The 16,863-nt window shown below is 70.8% G+C and carries 18 protein-coding genes; 10 read left to right on the top strand and 8 right to left on the bottom strand.

The features are described 5' to 3' along the window. Nucleotides 1–55 precede the first annotated feature (55 nt). On the top strand, nt 56–388 hold the full coding sequence (locus QQX10_RS05010) for an SH3 domain-containing protein (protein ID WP_301118585.1): 333 nt from the start codon (nt 56–58) through the stop codon (nt 386–388). A 4-nt stretch (nt 389–392) separates the two neighbouring features. Here QQX10_RS05010 and QQX10_RS05005 read toward each other — a convergent pair whose 3' ends face one another. Next, on the bottom strand, nt 393–950 hold the full coding sequence (locus QQX10_RS05005) for a MarR family winged helix-turn-helix transcriptional regulator (protein ID WP_301118584.1): 558 nt from the start codon (nt 948–950) through the stop codon (nt 393–395). Between the two features lie 113 nt (nt 951–1,063). Between QQX10_RS05005 and QQX10_RS05000 the strand changes: the two genes are divergently transcribed. Both QQX10_RS05000 and QQX10_RS04995 read left to right on the top strand, forming a co-directional pair. Next, on the top strand, nt 1,064–1,642 hold the full coding sequence (locus tag QQX10_RS05000; protein WP_301118583.1) for an NADPH-dependent F420 reductase: 579 nt from the start codon (nt 1,064–1,066) through the stop codon (nt 1,640–1,642). 119 nt (nt 1,643–1,761) lie between these two features. Further along, the gene (locus tag QQX10_RS04995) at nt 1,762–2,733 is read left to right on the top strand and encodes a VOC family protein (RefSeq protein ID WP_301118582.1); all 972 of its coding nucleotides are present in this window, start codon (nt 1,762–1,764) and stop codon (nt 2,731–2,733) included. A 13-nt stretch (nt 2,734–2,746) separates the two neighbouring features. Here QQX10_RS04995 and QQX10_RS04990 read toward each other — a convergent pair whose 3' ends face one another. Then, the gene (locus QQX10_RS04990) at nt 2,747–3,568 is read right to left on the bottom strand and encodes a DeoR/GlpR family DNA-binding transcription regulator (RefSeq protein WP_301118581.1); all 822 of its coding nucleotides are present in this window, start codon (nt 3,566–3,568) and stop codon (nt 2,747–2,749) included. Nucleotides 3,569–3,807: 239 nt separating this feature from the next. On the opposite strand from QQX10_RS04990, the gene QQX10_RS04985 reads away from it, so the two are divergent. The 7 genes from QQX10_RS04985 to QQX10_RS04955 all read left to right on the top strand — a co-directional run bounded on the left by QQX10_RS04985 (nt 3,808) and on the right by QQX10_RS04955 (nt 11,176). Beyond that, nucleotides 3,808–5,073, top strand: coding sequence for an ABC transporter substrate-binding protein (locus tag QQX10_RS04985; protein ID WP_301118580.1), 1,266 nt, complete (start codon nt 3,808–3,810; stop codon nt 5,071–5,073). 89 nt (nt 5,074–5,162) lie between these two features. Further along, nucleotides 5,163–6,113: a carbohydrate ABC transporter permease gene (locus tag QQX10_RS04980; RefSeq protein WP_301118579.1), complete on the top strand. Its 951-nt coding sequence runs from the start codon at nt 5,163–5,165 to the stop codon at nt 6,111–6,113. 1 nt (nt 6,114) lies between these two features. After that, nucleotides 6,115–6,996, top strand: coding sequence for a carbohydrate ABC transporter permease (locus QQX10_RS04975; RefSeq protein ID WP_301118578.1), 882 nt, complete (start codon nt 6,115–6,117; stop codon nt 6,994–6,996). 38 nt (nt 6,997–7,034) lie between these two features. Then, a complete protein-coding gene (locus tag QQX10_RS04970) occupies nt 7,035–7,895 on the top strand; it encodes a ketose-bisphosphate aldolase (protein WP_301118577.1) in 861 nt (286 codons plus the stop codon). Nucleotides 7,896–7,908: 13 nt separating this feature from the next. Continuing rightward, nucleotides 7,909–9,159 carry an ADP-dependent glucokinase/phosphofructokinase gene (locus QQX10_RS04965; protein ID WP_301118576.1) on the top strand — a complete coding sequence of 417 codons (1,251 nt, stop codon included), beginning with the start codon at nt 7,909–7,911 and terminating at the stop codon, nt 9,157–9,159. Further along, nucleotides 9,156–10,175 carry a class I mannose-6-phosphate isomerase gene (locus QQX10_RS04960; RefSeq protein ID WP_301118575.1) on the top strand — a complete coding sequence of 340 codons (1,020 nt, stop codon included), beginning with the start codon at nt 9,156–9,158 and terminating at the stop codon, nt 10,173–10,175. Before QQX10_RS04965 ends, QQX10_RS04960 begins: the two co-directional genes overlap by 4 nt. Nucleotides 10,176–10,189: 14 nt before the next feature. Next, nucleotides 10,190–11,176, top strand: a complete 987-nt coding sequence (locus QQX10_RS04955; RefSeq protein ID WP_301118574.1) for a DUF4432 family protein — start codon at nt 10,190–10,192, stop codon at nt 11,174–11,176. Nucleotides 11,177–11,203: 27 nt separating this feature from the next. Here QQX10_RS04955 and QQX10_RS04950 read toward each other — a convergent pair whose 3' ends face one another. The 6 genes from QQX10_RS04950 to QQX10_RS04925 all read right to left on the bottom strand — a co-directional run bounded on the left by QQX10_RS04950 (nt 11,204) and on the right by QQX10_RS04925 (nt 16,722). Then, on the bottom strand, nt 11,204–13,015 hold the full coding sequence (locus QQX10_RS04950) for an alpha/beta hydrolase (protein WP_301118573.1): 1,812 nt from the start codon (nt 13,013–13,015) through the stop codon (nt 11,204–11,206). 267 nt (nt 13,016–13,282) lie between these two features. Further along, nucleotides 13,283–13,489: a hypothetical protein gene (locus tag QQX10_RS04945; RefSeq protein ID WP_301118572.1), complete on the bottom strand. Its 207-nt coding sequence runs from the start codon at nt 13,487–13,489 to the stop codon at nt 13,283–13,285. A 20-nt stretch (nt 13,490–13,509) separates the two neighbouring features. Further along, nucleotides 13,510–14,766 carry an arginine deiminase gene (locus tag QQX10_RS04940; RefSeq protein ID WP_301118626.1) on the bottom strand — a complete coding sequence of 419 codons (1,257 nt, stop codon included), beginning with the start codon at nt 14,764–14,766 and terminating at the stop codon, nt 13,510–13,512. A gap of 80 nt (nt 14,767–14,846) precedes the next feature. After that, nucleotides 14,847–16,112, bottom strand: a complete 1,266-nt coding sequence (locus QQX10_RS04935; RefSeq protein ID WP_301118571.1) for a CotH kinase family protein — start codon at nt 16,110–16,112, stop codon at nt 14,847–14,849. 52 nt (nt 16,113–16,164) lie between these two features. Further along, nucleotides 16,165–16,395, bottom strand: coding sequence for a TM2 domain-containing protein (locus QQX10_RS04930; RefSeq protein ID WP_301118570.1), 231 nt, complete (start codon nt 16,393–16,395; stop codon nt 16,165–16,167). Nucleotides 16,396–16,551: 156 nt separating this feature from the next. After that, nucleotides 16,552–16,722 (bottom strand): DUF8730 family Cys-rich protein, encoded by a 171-nt coding sequence (locus QQX10_RS04925; protein WP_301118569.1) that lies wholly within the window; start codon nt 16,720–16,722, stop codon nt 16,552–16,554. Nucleotides 16,723–16,863 lie beyond the last annotated feature (141 nt).

Below are 16,863 nucleotides of genomic sequence, written 5' to 3'. Positions count from 1 at the left end.
CGGCGCGCCCCCTTCGGCGTGCCGGGCCGATGCGCGCCCGGGCTAGCCTGGGCGCATGCGAGTGGTGATGGACCACGAGATCCCCGACCGCGCGCCGCTGGCGATCGTGCCGGGGGAGCGGGTGACCGTGGGCGAGCGCGACACCGAGTGGCCCGCCTTCGTCCGGGTCGCCGCGGCAGCGGGCGAGGGATGGGTGCCGGAACGGCATCTCGATGCCGCGCGACCCGTCGCGACCGTGCTCACCGCGTACGACACCCGGGAGCTGCCCGTCGCCGCGGGCGACTCGGTCGAGCCCCTCAAGGACGATGCGGTGAGCGGCTGGTGCTGGTGCCGCGACCTCGCGGGGCGTGAGGGGTGGGTGCCGCACCGCGTGCTGCAGATGGACTGAGCGGTCAGCCCTCGCGCGGATCCGCCGGGCAGGCGGGCATGGGGTCCGCGGGGCACTCCGCCGCCGGCGCCGGGTCGGCGAGGCAGGCGGTGATGTCGAGGCGGCGGTCGGGGTCCAGGCGGCCCAGGATCTTGAGGGCGAGTCCGGCGAGCTGGTCGACCTCGTCGTCGCTGAGGTCGTCGAGGATCATCTCGCGCACGGCGTCCGCGTGCAGGGGGCGCGTGTCGTGGAACGTCGCCATGCCGCGGTCGGTGAGCTCGGCGTTGAAGGCGCGCCCGTCCTCGGCGCACGGGGTGCGCGTGGCCAGGCCCTTCTTCTCCAGGCTGGTGACCACGCGGGACAGCCGGGGGAGGGTGGCGTTGGTGCGGGCGGCGAGCGCGCTGAGGCGCATCCGGTGCCCGTCGGCCTCCCACAGCGCCTCGAGGAGCGTGTACTCGAAGGCGGTGAGGCCGGCGGCGGCCATGCGGTGGTCGAGCGCGGTCGGCAGCAGCTCGAGCAGCGCGTGCAGGCGCGCGACGGCCACGCGCTCGCCGTGGCGCAGGGCGGTGTCGGTGGTCGTCATGAGCCCATCCTACTCGAAGGTTGCATCTACAACAATAAGGGTCTAGAGTCTCTACTTGTAGGTACAACCAAAGGGCCGCGAGGCGGTCCGGATCCCAGGAGAGGATGCACATCATGACCACCTTCACCATCATCGGCACCGGCAACATGGCCAACGCGATCGGCGGCGTGCTCGCCGAGGGCGGCTCGTCCGTCACCTACATCGCCAAGGACCAGGTCGGCACCGCGCCGCTGTCCGGCGACGTCGTCGTGCTCGCCGTGCCCTACCCGGCGGTCGACTCGATCCTCGCGGCCTACGGCGACGCCTTCGACGGCAAGGTCGTCGTCGACATCACCAACCCGCTGAACTTCGAGACCTTCGACTCGCTGGTGGTGCCCGCCGGCTCGTCGGCCGCCGCCGAGATCCAGGCGAAGATCCCCGGCGCGACCGTGGTCAAGGCCTTCAACACCAACTTCGCGGCGACGCTCGCGTCGAAGCAGATCGGCGAGCTCACCACCACCGTGCTGGTCGCCGGCGACTCCGCCGCCGCCAAGGCCGCCCTGGTCGCGGCCGTCGAGGCCGGCGGCCTCGGTGCGATCGACGCCGGCTCGCTGGCCCGCGCCCACGAGCTCGAGGCGATCGGCTTCGCGCAGCTCACCCTCGCGGTGGGCGAGAAGCTCGGCTGGACCGGCGGCTTCGCCGTCCAGCGCTGACTGCGCCGGCGCGCGCCGGCCACCCCTCCCGGCGCGCGCCAGCCGTCACCCCTCGCCCGCGCGGCCACCCGGCCGCGCGGGCGCACCCGTACCCGCATCGTCCCCGGAGCTCCCTTCGCATGAACGCGCCCTCCCGCCGCCGCACGTCCCTGATCATCCTGAGCGCGATCGTGCTCCTCGCCGTCGGCGTCACCGTCGGGACCACGATGGCGCGGTCCTCCGACGACGGCGTCCCCCCGGTCGCGGCGCTGCCGGGCGCCGCGGGGATGGGCGAGATCGAGCTCCTGGTCGCCGACCTCGCCCCCATGGTGGAGTTCTACGCGGGTGGAGTCGGCCTGGAGGTCATCGAGCAGACCTCCGAGACCGCAGTGCTCGGCGCGGACGGCGAGGCGCTGGTGCGGCTCGTCCGCGCGCCCGGGCTCGGCACCGACGACCCTGGCGAGGCGGGGCTCTACCACTCCGCCTTCCTGTTCGCGGATGCCTCCGAGCTCGCGTCGGCGGTGGTCCGTGTGGCGACGGCCTCGCCCGAGGCCTTCCAGGGCGCCTCCGACCACACGGTGAGCAACGCGTTCTACTTCGCGGACCCCGAGGGCAACGGCGTCGAGCTGTACGTCGACCTGCCGCGCGACACCTGGACCTGGACCGACGGGCGCGTCACCATGGGCACGTACGCCCTGGACCCGAACGCCTTCCTCGCCGAGCACCTGCCGGCGTCCGGGCCGACGCTGGCGGCGACCGGCGTCGCGATGGGGCACGTCCACCTGCGCGGAGGCGACGTCGACGCCGCCGAGCGCTTCTACGTCGACGTCATCGGCATGGCCGTGACCAGCCGGATCGACTCCGCGGTGTTCCTCAGCGCGGGCGGCTACCACCATCACCTCGCGGTCAACACATGGAGCTCCGCCGGCGCGGGCGAGCGTCCCGAGGCGCTCGGCCTCGGCCACGTCACGGTCACCGTGCCGGACGCCGCCACCGTCGACGCCGTGGAGGCTCGCGCCGTCGCGGCAGGCGCCGTGCACGAGCGCACCGTCGACGGGCTGACGGTGCTGGATCCGTGGGGCACCCAGGTCGTGGTGCGGGTCGCGGCGTGACGGCTCGGCGGGACTACGGCGTCAGCACCGCGATCCCGCGCTCGGCGAAGGCGTCCCGGAACTCCGGCGCCGGCGGTGCCTCGGTGACGATGTAGTCGGCGCGCTCCAGCGGGGCGAACTGCGCGAACAGCTTGCGCCCGAACTTGGTGGAGTCGCAGAGCACCGCGACCTTGTCCGCACGGTCCATCATGTCGCGCATCATCTGCGCCTCCGCCACGTTGGAGGTGCTGTAGCCGCCCGAGACGGTGAGCCCGCCGATCGCCACGAAGGCGAGATCGGCGTTCACCTCCACGCCGGGGGAGCCGAGCGGGGTGAACGTCACCGGGCCGATCGTCGCCTGGGCGCTCTCGCGGACGATGCCGCCGAAGACGTAGAGGCTCCGGTACACGCCCGCGGGGATCTCGCTGGGCAGGAGCAGGTTGTTGGTCGCGATGGTGAGATCGCTGCGATCCCGGAGGGCGCGCGCGAGGGCGAGCACGGTCGTGCCGCCGTTGACGAGGATGCTCTGCCCGTCCTGCACCAGGCTCGCGGCGAGGCCGCCGATGAGCTCCTTCGCCGAGGTCTGCACGCGCCGGCGGATCTCGAGGCCGGTGTCGGGCTTCGGGAGCGCGTCGGGGCTGACCGCGCCCCCGTGCGTGCGGATGAGGACGCCGTCGGCGTCCAGCTGGTCCAGGTCGCGCCGGATGGTGTCGACGGAGACGCCGAACATGTCGGCGAGCTCCGCGACGGTCACCTGGCCGTTCTCCGCGACGTGCGCGGCGAGTCGCGCCTTGCGCCCGGCGGGAAGCCGGCGGCGTGCCTCCTCGGTCATCATTGCCCCCAGAGGTTGGTTCATACCCGCAGTTGTAGCACAAACCCGCATCAACACGCAGAATGTTTGCCTTAACATCGGCAAATCTGCATCGCAGGTTACGAAATCGTTGCCAGAACATGCCGCTTCTCGACTTGACATGCGTTATTTTGCCGGTCTAGCGTGAGGGAAGCCGCACAAGAGCGCATTGAGGCGCAAAACGCGGCACACTTCGATAAGGAGAAGCAACGATGAGCAACGGTGCTCGAGCACGGAAGGCATTCATGGCCGGCGCGGCCGGCTTCGCGATCTTCGGCCTCGCGGCCTGCAGCAGCGGTGGCACCACCACCGATGACGGTTCGACTGGGACCGACACCGGATCGGGCGAGGAGGTCACCCTCGAGTTCGCCCAGTGGTGGGAGCCCGAGCTTCCCGAGGGCATGCTGCGCGGTCTGATGGACCAGTTCGAGGAGGAGAACCCCGGCATCACCGTCGAGCTCCTCTCCGGCCCCTACGCCTCCACCAAGGAGCAGGTGGTCGCGGGTGCGGCCTCCGGCACCATGTCCGACGTGGTCGGGCTCGACGGCGCCTGGGTCTCCGACTTCGTCCAGCAGGGCGCGATCTCCGACCTCTCGGCCCTCATGACCGAGGCGGGCTACGACGAGTCCCAGCTCGCGAGCCAGGTCCAGCTGAACGGCTCGACCTACATGATCCCGGTGGTCAACTTCGCGTACATGCTGTTCTCGAACCAGGACCTGCTCGACGCCGCGGGCGTCGACGTGCCCACCACGCGGTCCGAGTTCGAGGCCGCCGCCAAGGCCGTCACCACCGACGACGTGTCCGGCTGGATCCTCCCGCTGTCGCTGGAGGCGCCGAACGGCATCCAGAACGACGTGATGTCGTGGGTGTGGGCCTCCGGCGGCTCGATGCTCGCCGACGGTCAGCCCGACGTCACCAACGACGAGGTCAAGAGCGCGGTCGAGTTCATCGCCCAGCTCGACGCCGACGGCGTGATCGCTCCCGGAGCGGCCACCCTCAAGGAGCAGGACAAGGTGGAGGAGTTCACCAACGGCCGCGTGGCCATGATGGTCTCCTCGCTCGCGCACATCAACACGATCCGCGAGTCGAACCCCGACCTGAACTTCACCCTCTCGGCGCTGCCGGCCGAGGACGGCTACACCGGTGAGCGCGGCACCCCGTACGCCTCGTGGGGCATCGGCGTCGCGGAGAACTCCGAGCACAAGGCCGAGGCCTTCAAGCTCATCGAGTTCCTCATGAGCGAGGCCGCCAACGGCGAGCTCGCGAACGCCGCGAACGCCTTCCCGGGCAACAGCACCGCGGTGCCGGAGTTCGTGGAGAACGACCCGATGTTCCAGACCGCGTTCGACGTCTGGCAGGCGGGCTACCCGGCGAACGAGTTCGTCGGCCTCCCCGTGGCGGAGCAGCTGATGCGCGACTTCTCCGAGCAGTTCCAGAGCATGCTCGCCGGCGAGATCGACGTCGACACCGCCCTCGCGAACGCTCAGGCGGCGTGGGAGGAGGAGTTCTAGGAGCTCCTCTCCCTCCCACCCTCCACCAGGGTCGCGCCGGGTGCCCCCGACGCCCGGCGCGACCCTCACCCCCCAAGGAGCGTCATCTCATGACCACCACCCTCACGCCTCCCGAGGCGAGGGCCGGCAAGGGAGCGGAACCCCCGGCCGCCTCCACCCGGCGCCGCGACCTCCTCCGGCGGCTCGGCCCCTTCGGCTTCCTGTCGCCCACGCTGGTGCTGCTGATCATCCTGATGGTCACGCCGATCGTCATGGTCATCGGCTACTCGCTGATGGACCGGGTCATCACGGCCCCCGAGTCGAACTTCGTCGGCTTCGAGAACTACGGCGAGGTCCTCACCGACCCCGTGTTCATGGTCGCGGTGAGGAACACCGTGTTCTTCGCCGGCGCCTCGGTCATCGCCCACTTCGTGATCGGCATGGGCTTCGCGCTGATGCTGAACTCGCCGATGCTCGGTCACCGCACCAAGGCGATCTTCCGCACCGTCTACATCCTCCCGTGGCTGTTCACCATCGCGATCGTCGCGGTGCTGTGGCGCATGCTGCTGTCGCCCAACGGCATCGTCAACTACCTGACCGAGACGTTCGGGCTCAGCTCTGGCACGGTCGAGTGGCTGTCCGACCCGAGCCTCGCGCTCCCCGCGGTGACCTTCATCAACATCTGGTCCGGCTACCCGTTCTTCATGGTCAGCCTGCTGGCGGGCCTCCAGGGGATCTCGAAGGACCTGTACGAGGCCGCGCTGATCGACCGCGCGGGCCCCGTGAAGCAGTTCTTCCACGTCACCATCCCGCAGCTCAAGCCGATCATCATCTCGATGGCGCTGCTGGACTTCATCTGGACCACGCAGCAGTTCGCGCTCATCTGGATGACCACCGGCGGCGGCCCCATCAACCGCACGGAGATGCTGTCGACCTACACCTACAAGCTGGCGTTCGCGACCTACGACTTCTCGGTCGCCTCGGCCGCGGCGGTGATCGTCCTCGTGCTGTCGATGATCCTCGCCTACCTGTACGTCCGTCATCAGAAGGCGAGGGACTGACATGTCCGCCACCACCGTCGACGCCGCCGGCGTCCCCACGCGCGAGCAGGTCGTCCGCCGCCACAAGGCCAAGAAGGCCGCCCTGATCGCCGCCCTGGTGGTCTGCGCCGCCTTCCCCGCGGCGCCCATCGTCTGGATGCTCTCCAGCTCCTTCAAGACCAACGGCGAGATCTTCGCGTACCCGCCCCGCCTGGTGACCAGCAACTTCAGCTTCGACGCCTACGTCGCGATCCTGACGGACCCGGAGAAGCTGCGGTTCTTCTTCAACAGCTACCTCATCGCCGGAGCGGTCACCGTGCTCACCCTCGCGGTGGCGGTGCTCGCGGCCTACGCGTTCAGCCGCTTCGAGTTCCCCGGCAAGCGCCTCATCAACGTGGTGGTGATCTCGGTCCAGGCCGTGCCGCCGATCACGCTGCTGATCCCGTACTTCGGGCTCGTGGTCGCGCTCGGGCTGTACAACACCTACCCGGGCCTGATCCTGACCTACATGGTGTTCACGCTGCCCTACGCGATCATCATGATGACCGGGTACTTCAACACCCTGCCGCGCGAGCTCGACGAGGCCGTCAAGGTCGACGGCGGACGGCCCATCACGGCGCTGTTCCGCGTGCTGCTCCCGATCTCCGTCCCCGGCATGGTCTCGGTGGGTGTCTACACCTTCATGATCGCGTGGAACGAGTACCTCTTCGCGCTCACCCTCACCCGCACCAACGACATGCGCACGGTGCCGATCGGCATCCAGCTGCTCATGGGCCAGCACGCCTACGAGTGGAACCAGATGATGGCCATGAGCGTGCTCGGCTCCATCCCCGTCCTGGTGCTCTTCCTGTTCTTCCAGCGCTACTTCATCGGCGGCATGTCCGCCGGCGCCGTCAAGGCGTAGCGCCGGACCACAACCCCCGCAACCCGAAAGGAACACCCATGCTCACCTCCGGCGACGCCATCCTCCAGGTGGCTCACGAGAACAGCTTCGCTGTCCCGGCCTTCAACATCTCCGACTGGAACATGTGCCGCGGCATCGTCGAGATCAGCGAGGAGAAGAACGCCCCGCTGCTCATCGCGATCCACCCCGACGAGCTGTCCCACACCACGGACGCCCTCATGCCCGCGATCCGCGAGCTCGCGCACCGGGCCTCCGTCCCCGTCGCGATCCACTTCGACCACGGCGCCACCGTCGACCAGATGGTGTGGGCGGTGCAGAGCGGCTTCACCTCGGTGATGCTGGACGGCTCGATGCTCCCGTTCGACGAGAACGTAGCGCTCACCAAGGCCGCGGTCGACATCGCGCACGCGGTCGGGCTGTCCGTCGAGGGCGAGCTCGGCACCATCGGCAAGACCGACGCGGAGGCCGAGGACGGCGCCGCGGAGATCATCTACACGGTGCCCGAGGACGCGGTCCGGTTCATCGAGCTCACCGGCGTGGACTCGCTCGCCATCGCGATCGGCACCTCGCACGGCATCTACCCGTCGTGGATGAAGCCCGAGCTCAAGCTCGACCTGCTCAAGGAGATCAAGGCCGCGGTGAACATCCCGCTGGTGCTCCACGGCGGCTCGAACAACCCCGACTCCGAGATCGGCGAGGCGGCCGCGCTGGGTGTCAACAAGATCAACATCTCCTCGGACATCAAGGTGGCCTACCACACCAAGATGCGCGAGGTCATGGCGGACGCGAGCCTGCGCGAGCCCAACACGATCCAGCCGCCGGCGATCGAGGCCATGAAGGTCGAGGCCGCCCACAAGATCGACCTGTTCGGCGCCGCCGGCAAGGCCTCCCTGTTCTGAGAGGGAGCCACAGGTGATCGCGGACATGGACGGGGCGGCGGCGGCCGGCGCCGAGGCGGGGGCAGCGGTGCTCGGTCTCGGGGGCTGCCTCGACTATGAGATCACCTGGGACGTCGCCGCGCTCGAGGAGCTCGCACGGCGCCACGGGATCGTGGCCTCCGAGCTCGAGCGCGGCGACGTCATCGGCAGCGAGCGGGACCTGGTGCGCTCGATCCTCGCCTTCCTCAGGGACGGCGTCGGGGGAGAGCGCGCGGTCGCCGCGCTCGAGCCGATCGAGGCGCTCAGCCGCATGTTCGAGCGGCGCATCACGCTCGGCGGCACCTCGGTGCGCGCCGCGCTCGCGATGAGCCGCATCGGCGTCCCCAGCACGCTCCACCTGGTGAGCGTCGACGACCACGTCCGCCGGCTCCTTCCGGCGGGCGTGGTCTGGATCTGCAGCGGTGACGAGGACACCCTCAACCCGCATCTGATCGTGCAGTTCCCGCGCGGGGCGCGGGTGAGGCTGGCGGACGGCACGGAGCTGGTCGCGCCCGCCTCGAACCGCCTCATCTACGTCTGCGACCGCCCGAACACCGAGATGATCATCGATCCCGGCCTGGGCGACCTGCTCGAGGACGCCCGGCTGTTCCTCATCAGCGGCCTCAACGCCATGGTGAGCGAGGCGGCGCTGCGCGCCCGCATCCAGACGATGCGGGACGCGATCGAGCGCATGCCCGCCGGTTCGCTCGTGGTCTTCGAGGACGCCGGCTACCACGTGCCCGAGCTGGCGGACGTGCTGATCCGCGAGCTCTCCGACGTCGTGGACGTCTACGGGATGAACGAGGACGAGCTCGCGACGCGGGTCGGCCGCGACGTCGACCTGCTGGACCCCGCCGACGTGGCCGACGCTCTCGCCACGCTGCGCGCACTGATCCCCGGCCCCACGCTGGTGGTCCATACGAGCGCGTGGGCGCTCGCCTACGGTCCGGGCGCCGCGCGATTCGCGGACGCCCTGGACGCCGGCTCCGCGCTCGCGGGCACGCGCTACCTCCACGGTGACGCCCTGGACGCCGACCTGTACGCCGCGACGATGCGGCTGCCCCGCCAGGAGCGCGGCGTCGCCTTCGCGGAGGGCATCGAGGCGCTGCTGGGCGACCGCGTCGCGTGCCGCGCCGCCCGCGTGCTCGACACCGACAGCCCCACCACCATCGGCCTGGGAGACACCTTCGTGGGCGGCGTCGTGGCCGCCCTGGTGTCGCAGGCCGCGACGAGGAGCCGCGCATGACCACCCTCACCGCCGGGGGCACGCTGCTCGGCGCGAACCAGCCGGCCGACCGGTTCTACGCGGGAGGCGAGCGCATCGCCGCGTTCCGTGGCGACGGAGCGGCACGCCCGCACACCCCGGAGGACTGGGTCGGGTCCGTGACGCCGCTGTTCGGCGAGGCCTCGCTCGGACGCACGGTGCTCCCGGACGGGACGGCGCTGGCGGACGCGGTCGCGGCCGACCCGGTCGCCTGGTTGGGTGAGGAGCACGTCGCCGCGTTCGGCGCCGACACGTGCCTGCTGGTGAAGCTCCTCGATGCGGGCCAGCGGCTGCCGGTGCACGCGCACCCCGACGTCCCCTTCGCGGCCGAGCACCTGGGGCTCGCTCACGGCAAGACCGAGGCCTGGATCTTCCTCGAGCCCGCGGACGTGCACCTGGGCTTCACGCGCGAGGTGGGCGAGGACGAGCTCGCCCGGTGGGTGAGCGCGCAGGACACCGCGGCGATGCTCGGCGCGATGCACCGGCTGAGCGTCGAGGCGGGCGACGCGGTGCTGGTGCCGGCCGGCACCGCGCACGCGATCGGAGAGGGTGCGTTCCTGGTCGAGCTCCAGGAGCCCACGGACCTCTCGATCCTCATGGAGTGGGACGGCTTCGCGATCGACGGAGCCGTCGCTGGGCACCTGGGGCTGGGCTTCGACCGTGCGCTTCGCGCCGTCGACCGCCGTGCCCTGTCCCGGGAGCAGGTCGAGTCCCTGCGCACCGCTCGGGCGCGCGACGGCGGAAGCCTCCTTGCCGCCGCGGCGCCCTTCTTCCGGGCGGAGCGCGTGCGCGGGGACTCGGTCCTGGAGGCGGGGTTCTCGGTGCTGGTGTGCACCGCGGGCGCCGCGACCCTCACATTCGAGTCAGGTGACTCGCTTGATGTCCGTCGTGGCGCCACGGCCCTGCTTCCGCACGCCGCGGGCGTCTGGTCGGTGACCGCCGGGCCCGGTTTCGAGGCGATCCGCTGCCGTCCGCCGTCGCCGGCGGACGCGGTCTGAGGGCGGCGGCCGCCATGTCCGAGTCATCCGCCTCGTCCCTGCTCTCGGAGGGGTTCGCCTCGCGTCCCGACGCTCTCGCCGAGATCCGGGAGCAGGTCGGCGACCCGCGGTCGGGGCCCGGCGCACGCTCCTACCGCGTGACGATGCTCGGCGGCGTGAGCGTCGAGATCCTCCCCGAGCGCGGCCTCGACCTAGGCTCGCTGTGGTTCGACAACGTGCCGTACGCCTGGCGCTCCGCGCTGGGGCCGCGCGGCGGATCGCGTGACCCGCGCGGTGAGGGATGGATCGGACGGTTCGGCGGGGGAGCGCTCGCGACCTGCGGATTCGACAACATCGGCCCCGCGCGCGACGGGTTCGGCCTGCACGGCTCGCACCATCTCACGCCGGCCGAGGACGTCGCCGTCGGGCGCACCCCGGACGGCGACGTCCTCGTGACGGGCGTGATCGACTCCGCGAGCGTGTTCGGTCGCCAGGTCGAGGTGCGGCGGGAGATCCGCGTGCGCGCGGGAGCTCCGCGCGTCGAGGTGCGGGACACGGTCGTCAACCGCGGCGTCGTGCCCGCAGCGATACCCGTGCTCTACCACGTCAACCTGGGCGCCCCGCTGGTGCTGCCGGGCACCACGGTGGCCGTCGATGCCGCCACGCATGAACCGCGCGATCCCGAGGCCGCGGTGGTTCCCTGGTCCGTGTACCCCGAGCCGTCGGACGCGGTGGGGGAGTCCGTGTGGGAGCACGCGGGGCTGGTCGCCGACGCCGCGGGCGTCGCGCGCGCCCGGGTCACGTCTCCGACGGGCCGCACGGCTACCGTCGAGTGGCGCGCCTCGGAGCAGCCGCGCTGCGTCCAGTGGATCTACCCGACCCGCGGCGGCTGGGCGCTGGGGATCGAGCCGACGAACGCGCCGCTGTTCGGTCCGGACCGCACCGGTCCGCACGCGGGCGCGCCCATGCTCGGGCCAGGCGAGGGCACGACCATGGGCGTCACGATCGACCTCAGCCGCTGACGTGTGCGGCCGCGACGGGCCGCGTGGTCAGTCGCCGAGCTGCTCCAGCAGGGTGCGCTGCTCGACCACGCGTTCCTCCAGGTGTGCCGCGAGCGCGTCCGTGTCGGCGTCCGTCCATCCCTCGGGCTCCGTGACGCCCACCCAGGCCTGAAGGTTGCCGGTCACGGAGTACATGTGCCCATAGCCCTCGGGGACGGAGCCCGCGGCGGGGAGGTCGAGCAGCAGCTGCCACCCTGTCACCAGCGGGAACCATGCCATGGTCGACGAGACGTCCGGCGCGCGCGTGCCCTGCATCCACTCCGGCTCCCGGTAGAAGGCGGTGGGGGTGAAGAAGACCACCGGGTCGGAGCCGTGCTGGAAGTAGACGATCCGGGTGTCGCCCCATGTCGACGTCGGCGCGTCGAGCGAGTCCACCTCTCCCGTGAACCGGACCGTGCGTCCCTCGCTCACGGTCGGCAGCCACTGGGGCGTGCCGGCGTCGCGGGTCCGCTCGAGCTCGTTGTGCAGCAGGTTGACGAACGGCGGCCCGGACAGCAGCGCCCCGTCGATCGGCTCGTTGATGATGTCGATGCTGCTGAGCACCGACTCCACGCCGTACGAGCCCAGCGAGAGGCCGTACAGATACATCTCGGGTCGCGAGGTCTCGGGCAGCTCGGCCCAGTAGTCGTGGATGACGCGGAACTCCTCCTGCGAGGTCTCCTTGACGGCCTGCTGGTCGGCGAGCAGCGAGATCCAGCTGGGCAGGTACGAGTACTGCAGGCCCGCGATCGCGGTGTCGCCGTTGAACAGGTACTCGAGGGAGTCGACGCCGTTGGGCTCCAGGAAGCCGGTGCCGGTGGTGGTGCCGACGATCAGCACCTTCCGGTCGAACGCACCCGTGCGGATCAGCTCGTCGAGCAGCAGCTGGGCGCGCTCCTCGAGCGTGTCCGCCGACTTCAGGCCGACGTAGACGCGGATGGGCTCACGCGCTCCGCCGTCGTTGTAGCCGTCGAGCTCGTCGATCGTCGGGCCCGAGGAGACGAAGCTGCGACCCTGGCGGCCGAGATCCTCCCACTCGACCGTCGAGGCGGGGCTGCCGGAGCGCAGGGCCGAGGTCACCTCCTCCACGCCGGCCTTGTCGTTCGTGTCGCGTACGGAGAAGATCGCGTTCGCCCCGGCGAAGAAGCCCTGCACAAGCGCTCCGGACACGAGCAGCCAGAGCAGCAGGAGCAGCCCGGCCGTGGAGAGCGTGATCGCGAGACGGCGCGGCAGCCAGCGGTCGAGCGTGTCGCCCGCCCAGCGGAACAGCGTGCGGAACGACCTCGACACGATCAGGACCAGCGCCGCGGTCAGCAGCCCCGAGCCGATCACGAGGGGCCATGCGGTGGGGTGGAGGTCGTCCATGCCGAAGGTGTGGCGGATCTCGTTCTGCCAGCCGACCCATCCCCAGATCGCGGACGCCAGCATCAGACCGATGAAGCCGAGCAGCACCCAGGCGACGATCGTCCGCGCGCGCCCGCGCAGGTTCGGGATCTCGAGGTAGTTCCAGATCGCGTGTCCGGCCGCGCCGATCCCGTAGCCGAGCATGAAGGACACTCCCGTGGCGACGCCCTGGACCACGGATCCGCGGGGGAGGAGCGACGGCAGCAGGCTGACGGCGATGAAGAGGGCGCCGACCACCAGGCCCACGCCCGAGAAGCTCGGCTCGAAGATCCGCGGGGGGCGGGTCCAGCCGGGCCGGGCCTCCCGAGTCGCGCGGCGGCTGCCCGCGAGGTGGCGCTCGTGGCGGTTGCGGGGTCGCTCGTCCGCGCTCACGCGCTCGCGCGCGGCATGGGGTGATTCGCTGGTCTGAGCCATCATCGGTGCCCCCCTCTGCGGTCGACTGTAGCGGGGATGAATCCGGACCGGAACAGCGCGACCCGGAGAACCCCGGACCTCCGTTCACAGGTGAGAGCGCGCTCTCACGAGATCTGCAACGATGCGAAGGTCACGGTTGGGCAAACGGGGTGCCATCACGCTGTTACGAGCGTTAGCGTCGAAGGGTGCGGACACAATGGCGTGCCCGCACCTCGCCTCACGAGCGCGGCCACGACGGTGTGGCCGCGCTCGTCGCATCTCCGGGTGGCGTCAGCAGGACCCGGCGTCCACCACGGGGGGATCCTCAGCGCACCCGGCCGCCGCATCGTCCCGGCCCAGCCAGAGGCCCACGGCGACCGCGGCGATGACGACCAGCGCCACCGCCACCCACAGCGCGCGGCCGACGGCCGCCAGGTAGGCGATGCCGTGCCACGTCGGGCTGCGTCGCAGCCGTGCGCACGGTTCCGCCGGTGCCATGGATCCCCCCGCGGCGGCGGTCAGTCGACGGGGTCCCGCAGCAGCGGCTGGGTCATGCAGTGCGCGCCGCCGCGCCCGCGGCCGAGCTCCGCGCCGACGATCTCCAGCACCTCGACCCCCGCGGCCCGGAGCTTCTTGTTGGTGGCGACGTTGCGGTCGTACGCGACCACCACGCCGGGCTCGAGCGCGAGCAGGTTGTTGCCGGAGTCCCACTGCTGGCGCTCGGACATGTAGCGGTCGCCGCCGGTCTCGATCACGCGCAGATGGTCCAGCCCGAGCGCGCCCGCGACGACGTCGACGAAGGGCCGGTCCTCGCGGTTCACGTCGAGGAACGTCGGGGCGGGCGCCTCGCGGATGGTGAAGGTCTCGATCTGATCGATGATCCCGGGGAACACGGTGCAGACGTCGCGGTCGGCGAGCGTGAACACGGTGTCGAGGTGCATGGCGGCCCGCATGCGCGGCATCTTCGCCACGATCACCTGCTCCGCGCCCTCGCCCAGGAACAGCTCCATCGCGAGCTGGGTGATGGCCTGGCGGGAGGAGCGCTCCGACATGCCGATCACCACGGTGCCGTTGCCGATCGGCATGACGTCGCCGCCCTCGAGCGTGGCGAAGCCGTGCTCCATCTCGGGATCGCCCCACCAGGTGCGGACCGCGCCCGCGAAGTCGGGGTGGTACGAGTAGACGGCCTTCATCAGCAGCGTCTCGGCGTGGCGTGCGGGCCAGTACAGCGGGTTGAGGGTGACCCCGCCGTAGACCCAGCTGGTGGTGTCGCGTGTGAAGAGCGTGTTGGGCAGCGGGGGCAGCAGGTAGTCCGTCATGCCCGACTCCTCGCGCACCAGCTGGACGCCGGGCGGGGAGAAGTCGCGCGGGAGGTCGTGCGTGGAGAGGCCGCCGATGAGGTAGTCGGCGAGCGTGGCGCTGTCGAGCTCGTCGAGGAACTCGCGGATGTCGGTCGCGAGGCCGAGCCCGACCTCGTCGGGGGTGATCTTGCGGCTGAGCAGCCAGTCACGGGCCTCGGGCACGTGCAGGGTCTCGGCCAGCAGGGTGTGCAGCTCCTTGACCTCGATGCCGCGGTCCTTCATCAGAGTCACGAAGCCCTGATGGTGCTGCTCCGCCTGCTCGACCCAGAGCACGTCGTCGTAGAGCAGGTCGTGGCAGTTCGAGGGGGTGAGCCGGTGGTGGGCGAGCCCCGGCGAGCAGACGAGCACGGAGTGCAGGCGCCCGACCTCGGAATGCACGCCGTAGCGCGGCTGCGTGGTGGGCGGCGCGGTCATCTCGGACACGTGTGATCTCCGTTCCTGGGCGTCGTGTCGAACCTACCAGCGGGGACGATGCGGTGGTCCGGGACGATGCGTCATGCGGGGAAGCGGTCGGACAGCGCGGAGGCCTCCGACTCGATGGTCTCGGCGGGGACCAGGTCCGTCGCGCCGTCGAGGAGCATCGAGGACCAGGCGTCGAGCGCCTCGTCGGCGATGCCGTCGCCGTAGAGCGCCTCGGTCAGGCGGGTCACCTCGGCGTCGACCAGGGCGGCGAGGTCGTCGTCCGCCAGGAAGCGTGCCGCGAGGATGTTCCCGTCGCTGGGCCCGCCCGCGCCGGCCTGGGCGCCGCCGGGCGCCCTCCCGCCGGGCATCGTCCGGTCGCCCGCGTCTGCTCCCGCGCCGACGCCTGCGCCGCCGCCCGTGCCGGGCGTCGCCCCGTAGGCGAGGTTGAGGTCCCAGTTCACCACCGTCATGAGCCCGGTGTCGGGGTCGAAGTAGAGGTAGGAGTTGTTGCCGCGGCCGTCGATGTCGTCGTCGTTGTCGACCAGCTCCTGGAACGCGAGGTACGTCGCGAAGGCGTCGACGTCGAGGTGGTCGGCGAGCTCCGCGGCGAACGTCGCGTCGTCGGCGTTGTTCACGAACTCGAGGAAGTCGATCAGCGGCTCCAGGTCGTCGTCGCCTCCCTCCTGGTCGAAGACCTCGGCGTACGCGTCGGAGTCGTCGCCCAGGTAGTCGTAGCCGCCGCCGGCCTCGGCCTTGTAGAGCGCGCCGTCGCCGAGCTCGCGCTCCATCCAGGAGTCGTCGGGATTCTCGACCACGAGCCGGAGCTCGGGCTCGCCGTCGTCGACGGTCAGCGCGACGGAGATCGCCTGCTGGGCCGCGAGACCCGACGCGTCGAGCAGCTCGAGCGCGATCGCCTCGTTGAGGGACGTCTCGGAGGAGTTGCCGCGGATGACGAACTCCGTCGAGCCGTCGTGGGACTGCCCGTCGACGTACTTGTCGAGGCACACGATCCAGGGCAGGGTCGCCGGGTCGTCCGCGCTCGATGCTCCGCGCAGGGAGGAGTTGCCCTTGAGCTTGAGGCCCGCATCCTCGTAGGTCACCCCGTCGATGGTGACGGTCGCCGCGATCCACACCTTCTCGCCCGCGGACTCGTACGCGGACATGAGGGCGTCGTAGTCGGTCTGCTCGTACTCGACCTCGAAGGTGTGCAGGACGGTCGAGTCCCAGACGTCGGCGATGGCGGCGGCGTCGACGGACGCGGCGGAGGTGCTCTCGGCCTCGGAGGCGTCGCAGGCGCTGACGCCCAGCGCGAGGGTGGCGGTGGCGAGAAGCGGGAGCAGGGCGCGTCGTCGGGTCATGCGATCCAGTGGACCGCACGTCCCTGGGAGGGGGCTGGGAGTCCGGTGGGGATCAGCGGATGCCGGCGGCGCGCCGCGCGTTCACCGTGCGGACCTGGCTGGGGATGGTGAAGAGGTCGACCAGCCAGCCGATGCCGAGCAGGCCCGCGGTCAGGAGCCACAGGATCCCGCGGCCGATCTTGCCCAGGTAGAAGTGATGCACGCCGAAGATCCCGAGGAAGAACCACAGGATGTAGGTGATCGCCGTGTCCTTGGGCGGGAGCGGGACGGTCGGGTAGCTCATGCCTCGAGCGTAGGCACGGGCGGTCGGGACCCGCCATCGGGGAACGCCCTGATCTTGCGTGACCGCCGCATCGTCCCGGCCCGCTCATCGTCCCCGGACAGCAGAAGACCCCGCCACCGGAAAGGTAGTGGCGGGGTCCGGCCTGCTCTCAGCGGCTCAGCGCGAGAAGATCGACCCGAAGATGGAGCCGAACGAGCCGGCGTTCGAGGTCTGCTCGCAGGTGCAGCGCTGGTCCTTGGCGACGCCCGCGAGGGCCTGCTCGACGTGGTTGCCGCAACCGGTCCACGTGGCCTTGCCGCACTGGCTGCAGGTGATGCGAGAGCACATAGGGTGACTCCTTCTTGTCGTCTTGTCCCGGCGGTCGCCGGTCGGTCTGAGGCGACCGGGCCATGAGGGGGGAGGCGGCGCCGGTCGCTTGATGTCCAGTATGCATACCCCAGGGGGTATGTGTCAAGAGGGCGGTGCTAC

The organism is Demequina lignilytica (assembly GCF_030418305.1).
In the GTDB taxonomy this organism is placed as follows: domain Bacteria; phylum Actinomycetota; class Actinomycetes; order Actinomycetales; family Demequinaceae; genus Demequina; species Demequina lignilytica.
Note: the sequence above shows the minus strand (reverse complement) of the source record. Positions and strands in the feature narration are given on the sequence as shown.